Raw genomic sequence first — 6,000 nt, 5'->3', positions numbered from 1 at the left:
ACATTATGTCAATCAACTTTTCCAAGAACATCAGCTTACCAAGCTTTTTACAAAGCCTTCAAGTAGTACAACACAGTGCTTTCTTAATTACTCAAGTGGGATGTCCTTAGCGGGTCTTCTGTAATCGTTGCGTTAGCGTGGTATAGGGAATCTCGAGGAAGAAGGCTTCGGTTTCGTCTCGGTTTTTATCGGCCCAGTTCACCCCGATGAGCAACCCTTGTGGGGCAAAGAAGTAGTCGCACGCGAAGCCTGTCGTTTCGGGTACTTGCAGAAAGGGAACGCCCACGCGTTGGCGCACCACCTCATCCAATTCCGGCCACGGCTGTCGGGTTAGCGATTGTTCAAACCATACAGCCACGTCTTGGATGGAACGGGTTACCTGGGCGGAGTAGATCGCCAACCCGGATAAATTACCGCTGCCTACTTCGGACGTGTACGCGCCGACGGAACTTAGAAAGGTATCTTGGCTTGCGGTGATATAGAGGCTGTGGAGATAAGGTCGAACTTGGTAGTCCACCGCCGCTTCTTGCGCATCATACCGCCGCTTTTTCCCCGCAGGACGTTGCCGGAGCCAAGCTGCTAAGCGAGGCGTACTCGTATCGTGCACGAATTGTTCACTGTACGCTGCCCGATAGTAGGCGTTGAGCGCGGTGGCGGGAGTAGCCGATGGAGACAGGTGGAACACCGGGTAGACGATGTCATAGAGCAAGAATTTAGGAGAGCCTTCTTCGTTCACCAACGTTTCGGCTAGTGAATCCAACTGCACATCGGCTGCGTTCAGCAGGCGCCAGTGCCCCGACGAAGTTGGATGCGCGTCGCGGTTGGCCACGAGCAGCAGGCTATCGGCTACATAGCTAGCTAAACTACCCGCTTGTAATCGAATTGTAGAGGCGGTTTGTGGCGAAGTAGGTGGAGGAACAGAAACAAGCGTTTTCTGTTCATTAGCATCTGGATCCGAGACGGGCATACAGCGTAAACCGCTAGTCAACAGCAACAAAAAGCTAGTCCGAAGCAAGTGGATCATCATACAGGAGAAACAGCCATCACCAGTTGCCCAACCTAGACGGTCGTATAGATGATGTGGAATAGTAATAAGTGGCCTCTAGTTAAGAATAATCCTAATTCATACTTGTCCAATAAGTCGATTTACGTTAACTAACCGCTTATCATAAGCGGACTTATCAGACCGGTTTCGTGAACGCATGCTAGGGCAATTGCGATAGATGCTGAGTCAATTCTTGAAGCCCCCGAGCACCAATTCCACGGTAGAGAATCTTGCCCTTGTAGATCAACATAAAGGTGGGGTATTCGCGAATCTCCAATTGCGTGAGCAAGGAATGCGCGTTGTTCGCCGGCACGACGAGGTTAGGCCACGGGAGGGAATGAGCCGCCACGTATTGTTTTACCTTCTGCGGGTCGTCCAGGGCTACCCCCACCAGGTCGATGGAAGCCCCGTACTGTCGGTGCAGCGCTTGCAAGGCGGGGGTGAGCGCGACGCAGGGCTTGCACCACGTGCCCCAGAAATCCAGCACGAGGGGCCGCTCGGTGCCTGTCAATCGAACCCGTCGGCCCTGTACGTCGGTCGATTCCGTGGGCTGAAACAGCAATTGCGGCGTACTCCCGTAGGCGTAGGGCGACTTCTCGGGCCCCGTGACCGCGACGTACAAACTGTCGCCCGCGGGGGTGAGGTGGCTGAGCCGGACTAAGTGTCCCTGCACTAGGAATGATTCGCCCAAGCGGTAGGTGGCAGGCGCGTTGTTTTCGTCCAGTACGCGCACCTGCGTACTGGAGTCCGGATAGACGAGGTCTCGGGGGAGGCCGGGGTAGCCGGGGTGGGTTACGCGCAGGGCGAGGCGGTTCGGGCCCAAGGGCAGGGTTGCCGTGGACCGGTGTCCCAGCAGTTCGAGGCGAAGAAACAAGTCCTGTTCGCGGGCGGATGCGTACCGCTGCCCGGTGGCATAAACCATCGGCCGGAGTTCGAGCAGCCGGGCGCCGCGCGCTCCCTCCAAGGCGATGCGGAAGGCTGCCGGCGGGATGTTGCCTGGCGTTGCAGGCAACACATGCTGGTCCCGGGCCCGAAACGTTAATGAGTTGGGGCCGGCCGCGGGCACGAAAACGATGCGCTCCTGGGCGTCGCGCCCGATGAGGAAGTTTACGCGCTGTGCCGGCAGGGGGCTGAGCCCTCCCCCAAACTCAATGTACTTGAGCAGGTAACGACTGATCCCCTTCGGCACGGAGCTGGGGGTTTGCACCGTGTCGAGCTGAGTGGAAAACACAAATCGGCTGCTGCCCGTCTCCCGTACTAAAGGGAGTCCGACCACGTCCTGCGCCGCGCTGCCCAGGGCGCAGACGAGGATTAGCAGTAACGAGAGCCCCCAAGGGGCCGCTCCTCCCATCAACGTAAGCCGCGCACAGCGGGCAAGAGTACAGAACATCATACGTTTGGGTAGAAGAGCTAGGAATACGCACCCAAGCTACGGCCTAGTTCTCTTTTCTCCAGCATGAGCACAAGCCAAGACCGTTGCTACAAGTCAGTCATTATTTTGGCAACACGCTCCTTTTCTTGGACAGCTGCCCTGCACCAACTGCCAGCCGTTCGTTGCAGTGACCGGCGAGTTTCGCAAACTCGAAACTCCATGACTTCTCTGGCTTGTACTAATAGTACTTTTCCACTCTGTGGACTACTGGAAAATTACTCTGTTGTCGCGGAAAAGTTGTTATAGTGCCCATCTCGAAATCGTGGTGGTTTTTACCCCCACCGTCCCTACCCTTGGATTATGGTACTTTGCCGATAGATGAGCTTTTCATTGCAAGGCTAGGGTGCCGTATTGAGCTTTGCTACTTCTATCTGTTAGCCTGATGTTCCTCAACTATCTTTTCTTCTTCCCAGCAAAAACACGCCTCCCTCGGCAACACCACTGCTGGCTGTTGCTACTAGTTGGCAGCTTGCTTGTCACGTCTTCCTGCTCGAGCAAGGAAGTGCAGGTTGCTCTGCCAACATCCTTTCTGTATCAGGGTGACTTTCATCCGTCGTTTCTGCCCGATGCTCGGTTTGTTATACAGACCAAACAAGGTACTGGCCAATTGAAGTGGACCCGGTATAAATGGATAGATGGTTACCCTGGAGGTGACCAACAGGTGGTGGGCATCGACAGTGTTGCCTTAACCCAGCAAGACGTGCGCTTCTTCTTTTCGGTGTTAGATAGTGTACCACTGTTGGCGATGGTCAATAACAAGAATCGCTACCGGTATACCGATGGCATTATGGTCGAAAACGATGTGTGGCAGAATGGGCAGCACCATCGCTTTCGCTTTTGGACGCCAAAGAAGCCCTCGTCGGAACACAAACTAGTAGAAGCCGTTTTGGGCATGGCGCGGCGTAAGTTTCCTCTGTTACCCGAGAAAGTGTATTTGGAATCCTTAGAGCAATACTTTGACTTCGGGCTACCCTGTGAGATAACCTCCACACGCCCCTGGGAAGTGCGTATTCATGGTGTCATCTACGGGGATGAAAAATGGCTGAGTGACTTACAAGCTTTTTTGCAGCAATTGCCCACAGACGAGCCAATCCTCATCGACATGACGAACTCTAGAGGAATGGCATGGGCCTGCTTCCCCCTGTTTCGTACCTTCCTAACCCATAATGAGCAGGTCATCTGGGTAACATCCCCGGAAGCGTTGACCGATCTACACCAGATGGGAGTGCCCGCTAAGCGTATAGCGAAAACGGTTGCGCAAGGTCAACAGCTAGTACAGGCTTTGTGAGCAGTCTCTAGGGATAGTTACTCACCAACGAGCTGAAGCAAAAAGCCTTTTAGCTACCGATTCCACCGCCTAGGCTGTGCTGCTGCCCGGCCTGGTATATGTGCTGCTGGGCCACCTGGCGCTGCGCCTCCAGCTCCAGCTGCGGGTTGAGTTCCTTCACTAGCCCAGGAAGTCGGGTAGGGCTTCCGTTTTGCCGCTGGATAAAGACTGATAAGTGGGTCGCATCAGTCCTTATACAGGAGCCTTTCTTCTCCTGAAGAAACCCTTCCCATAGCTTGTTGGCTAATCCCTTGGGTCCCCTTTATGAATGTGCGTAAACTTCAACATATCTTACAATTACCTGCAGCCGAACGCTACGGCTACTTGATTCGAAAGGCCACTGATTACCGGGCACTTTCTCTACTAGGCTCTGCAGAAGGGGTGATTATGCTCAGCGATGATTCTAGAAGCCAGATCATTACTGTGTGGCCCAAAAAAGAGTTTGCGCACTTGCATTTGACCAGCAAGTGGGCCGGTTATCAAACAGAAAAAATGGACTTGGAGGATTTCTTGGAGTGGCTAGATGAACTGCAAACAGAAATGATCCAGATAGTGCTAGTCGATCTGAAGATTGGCGCTTTCAGCCACGCCGATGCCGGGCCGATGAATGCGTACCTGCATTACTACCGGAAGCACGAGATGAGTGCTAGTAATAACCCACCCATCGGCCTCATCCTCTGCACGCAGAAAAACGAGTCACTTGTGCGCTACGCTACCACCAGAAAGCGTCGTCCCTGATCCGTACGCTACAGGATGAGCTTGGCTAGGTTGTGCGCACCGAACAGTTCGCTTTACTCTCTCACTGGCTCTTGCACCAAGTAAACGTAACTAATCGGCCCCGTGGTGTACTCGACTCATAGCCAAGCGGGTAGCGTGGGTGCGACACATCGGCTTGTTATTGAATAGGGTTAGTTATCGACAGGGTAGGCTTTGCTATAACGCAGACCGTCTTGCTAGTTACCTACACCTCTTCTATCGATTATAGCAGGAGAGATGCAGCTAAAATATCCTTGCGCCGTTGTCGGAAGCGGAGCCAGCCGATGAGCATAACCAGGGTAGCAGCCGTAACAGCCCCGTAGCCCAATAGCCCGGCCCGCACAGGGTGCAGTTGAATTAGCACTAGCCCGAAGCCCAGCATGGCCAAGCTAGTGCGCACGTAGGTAAGAAACGTACGCTCATTAGCTAGGCGGGTGCGTTGCAGGGCTAATCGGTCGGATAGGGACAAGGAGTCGGGCATGGGATAGGGGAAAGTACTGAAAAAGACCGCAGCCGGCATCCCGGCCGCCGGGGTCAGGGTAATACCGCTACACGTGCCCCCATGTTCCGACGCTATCCGAATGAATACATTATTAGGGGTTGCATTAGTAACTAGACAAAGAATTACGGTAAGAGCCTCAGTGGTCGCAGGCCATTGACCAGCACGTCGGCGGGCAACTGGAAGGAGTAGCGGCCCAGGCGGTTCAAATGGACAAAACGCGCCGGCGAGAGTTGGGCCAGGTGCGCGGGCAGCGCCGGCGGCCCTGCCACTTGCTGGCGCTGCAAGGCCAACTGGGAACAACTGCTGGCGTATGCCCGCCCCGGCGACACGGTCGTCATCTGGCGACTCCACCGGCTGGGCCGCTCCACCAAACACTTGATCGAGGGGGGCAAGGAACTGAGCCGCTAGCTGCACCTGATTTTGCTGCAGGCCCCATCGACACCACCTCGCCTAGCGGCCAGCTCGTGTTCCAGATTTTCTGTGCCCTGGCCGAGCATGAGCGCAACGTGCTTGCACAGCGCACCCGCGCCGAGCTGCAAGCCGCCCGTGCTTGGGGCCAGCCCAGGGCGAGCCCCCCTGGGCTGGCCCCGCACTACCAGAAAATGGCGCCCGCTGTCAAGGAGCTTTACGAAACTGGCCAGCAATCCACGCCTCAGCTCATGGACTACTTTCAGATTGGCTCCCGCCGCACCCTCTACAAAATCCTGCGCTTCGCCGGCTGCCAAATTACGGGGGCACACAAGAGTAGAACTGAAAGCCAGCGGTAAGGAAGTAGGCCTTGGGTTACCCGTGCTGCCAGGCACAGGTGCGCATTGAATAAGCAAGCCAGACGGACATTGCCGTCCTTATTCCGTTATGGATACACCCCCCGTTTCTAGCACGGCACCCCTATGGAAAAGCAAAAGGAAATACCGCTAACGTATCGGCTTGCGACCGAG

7 protein-coding genes are annotated in these 6,000 nt (G+C 55.1%); 4 read left to right on the top strand and 3 right to left on the bottom strand.

Translation table 11 applies throughout. From position 1 onward, the window contains the following. Positions 1 to 106: 106 nt before the first annotated feature. The gene (locus ABIB60_RS15180) at positions 107 to 829 is read right to left on the bottom strand and encodes a hypothetical protein (protein WP_354581059.1); all 723 of its coding nucleotides are present in this window, start codon (positions 827 to 829) and stop codon (positions 107 to 109) included. A 376-nt stretch (positions 830 to 1,205) separates the two neighbouring features. Beyond that, on the bottom strand, positions 1,206 to 2,438 hold the full coding sequence (locus tag ABIB60_RS15175; protein WP_354581057.1) for a TlpA family protein disulfide reductase: 1,233 nt from the start codon (positions 2,436 to 2,438) through the stop codon (positions 1,206 to 1,208). 421 nt (positions 2,439 to 2,859) lie between these two features. On the opposite strand from ABIB60_RS15175, the gene ABIB60_RS15170 reads away from it, so the two are divergent. Together ABIB60_RS15170 and ABIB60_RS15165 are read left to right on the top strand one after the other, a co-directional pair. Further along, positions 2,860 to 3,765 carry a hypothetical protein gene (locus ABIB60_RS15170; RefSeq protein WP_354581056.1) on the top strand — a complete coding sequence of 302 codons (906 nt, stop codon included), beginning with the start codon at positions 2,860 to 2,862 and terminating at the stop codon, positions 3,763 to 3,765. A 303-nt stretch (positions 3,766 to 4,068) separates the two neighbouring features. After that, positions 4,069 to 4,542, top strand: coding sequence for a PDDEXK nuclease domain-containing protein (locus tag ABIB60_RS15165; protein ID WP_354581054.1), 474 nt, complete (start codon positions 4,069 to 4,071; stop codon positions 4,540 to 4,542). Between the two features lie 241 nt (positions 4,543 to 4,783). Here the strand turns inward: ABIB60_RS15165 and ABIB60_RS15160 are convergent, their stop codons facing one another. Further along, positions 4,784 to 5,041: a DUF202 domain-containing protein gene (locus tag ABIB60_RS15160; RefSeq protein WP_354581053.1), complete on the bottom strand. Its 258-nt coding sequence runs from the start codon at positions 5,039 to 5,041 to the stop codon at positions 4,784 to 4,786. A gap of 321 nt (positions 5,042 to 5,362) precedes the next feature. On the opposite strand from ABIB60_RS15160, the gene ABIB60_RS15155 reads away from it, so the two are divergent. Both ABIB60_RS15155 and ABIB60_RS15150 read left to right on the top strand, forming a co-directional pair. Continuing rightward, positions 5,363 to 5,470, top strand: a complete 108-nt coding sequence (locus ABIB60_RS15155; RefSeq protein ID WP_354581062.1) for a recombinase family protein — start codon at positions 5,363 to 5,365, stop codon at positions 5,468 to 5,470. A gap of 26 nt (positions 5,471 to 5,496) precedes the next feature. Next, complete coding sequence (locus ABIB60_RS15150) at positions 5,497 to 5,829, top strand: recombinase family protein (RefSeq protein ID WP_354581061.1); 333 nt, start codon at positions 5,497 to 5,499, stop codon at positions 5,827 to 5,829. Positions 5,830 to 6,000: the final 171 nt, after the last annotated feature.

It is taken from the genome of Hymenobacter sp. UYP22, from assembly GCF_040547285.1.
GTDB lineage: Bacteria > Bacteroidota > Bacteroidia > Cytophagales > Hymenobacteraceae > Hymenobacter.
Note: the sequence above shows the minus strand (reverse complement) of the source record. Positions and strands in the feature narration are given on the sequence as shown.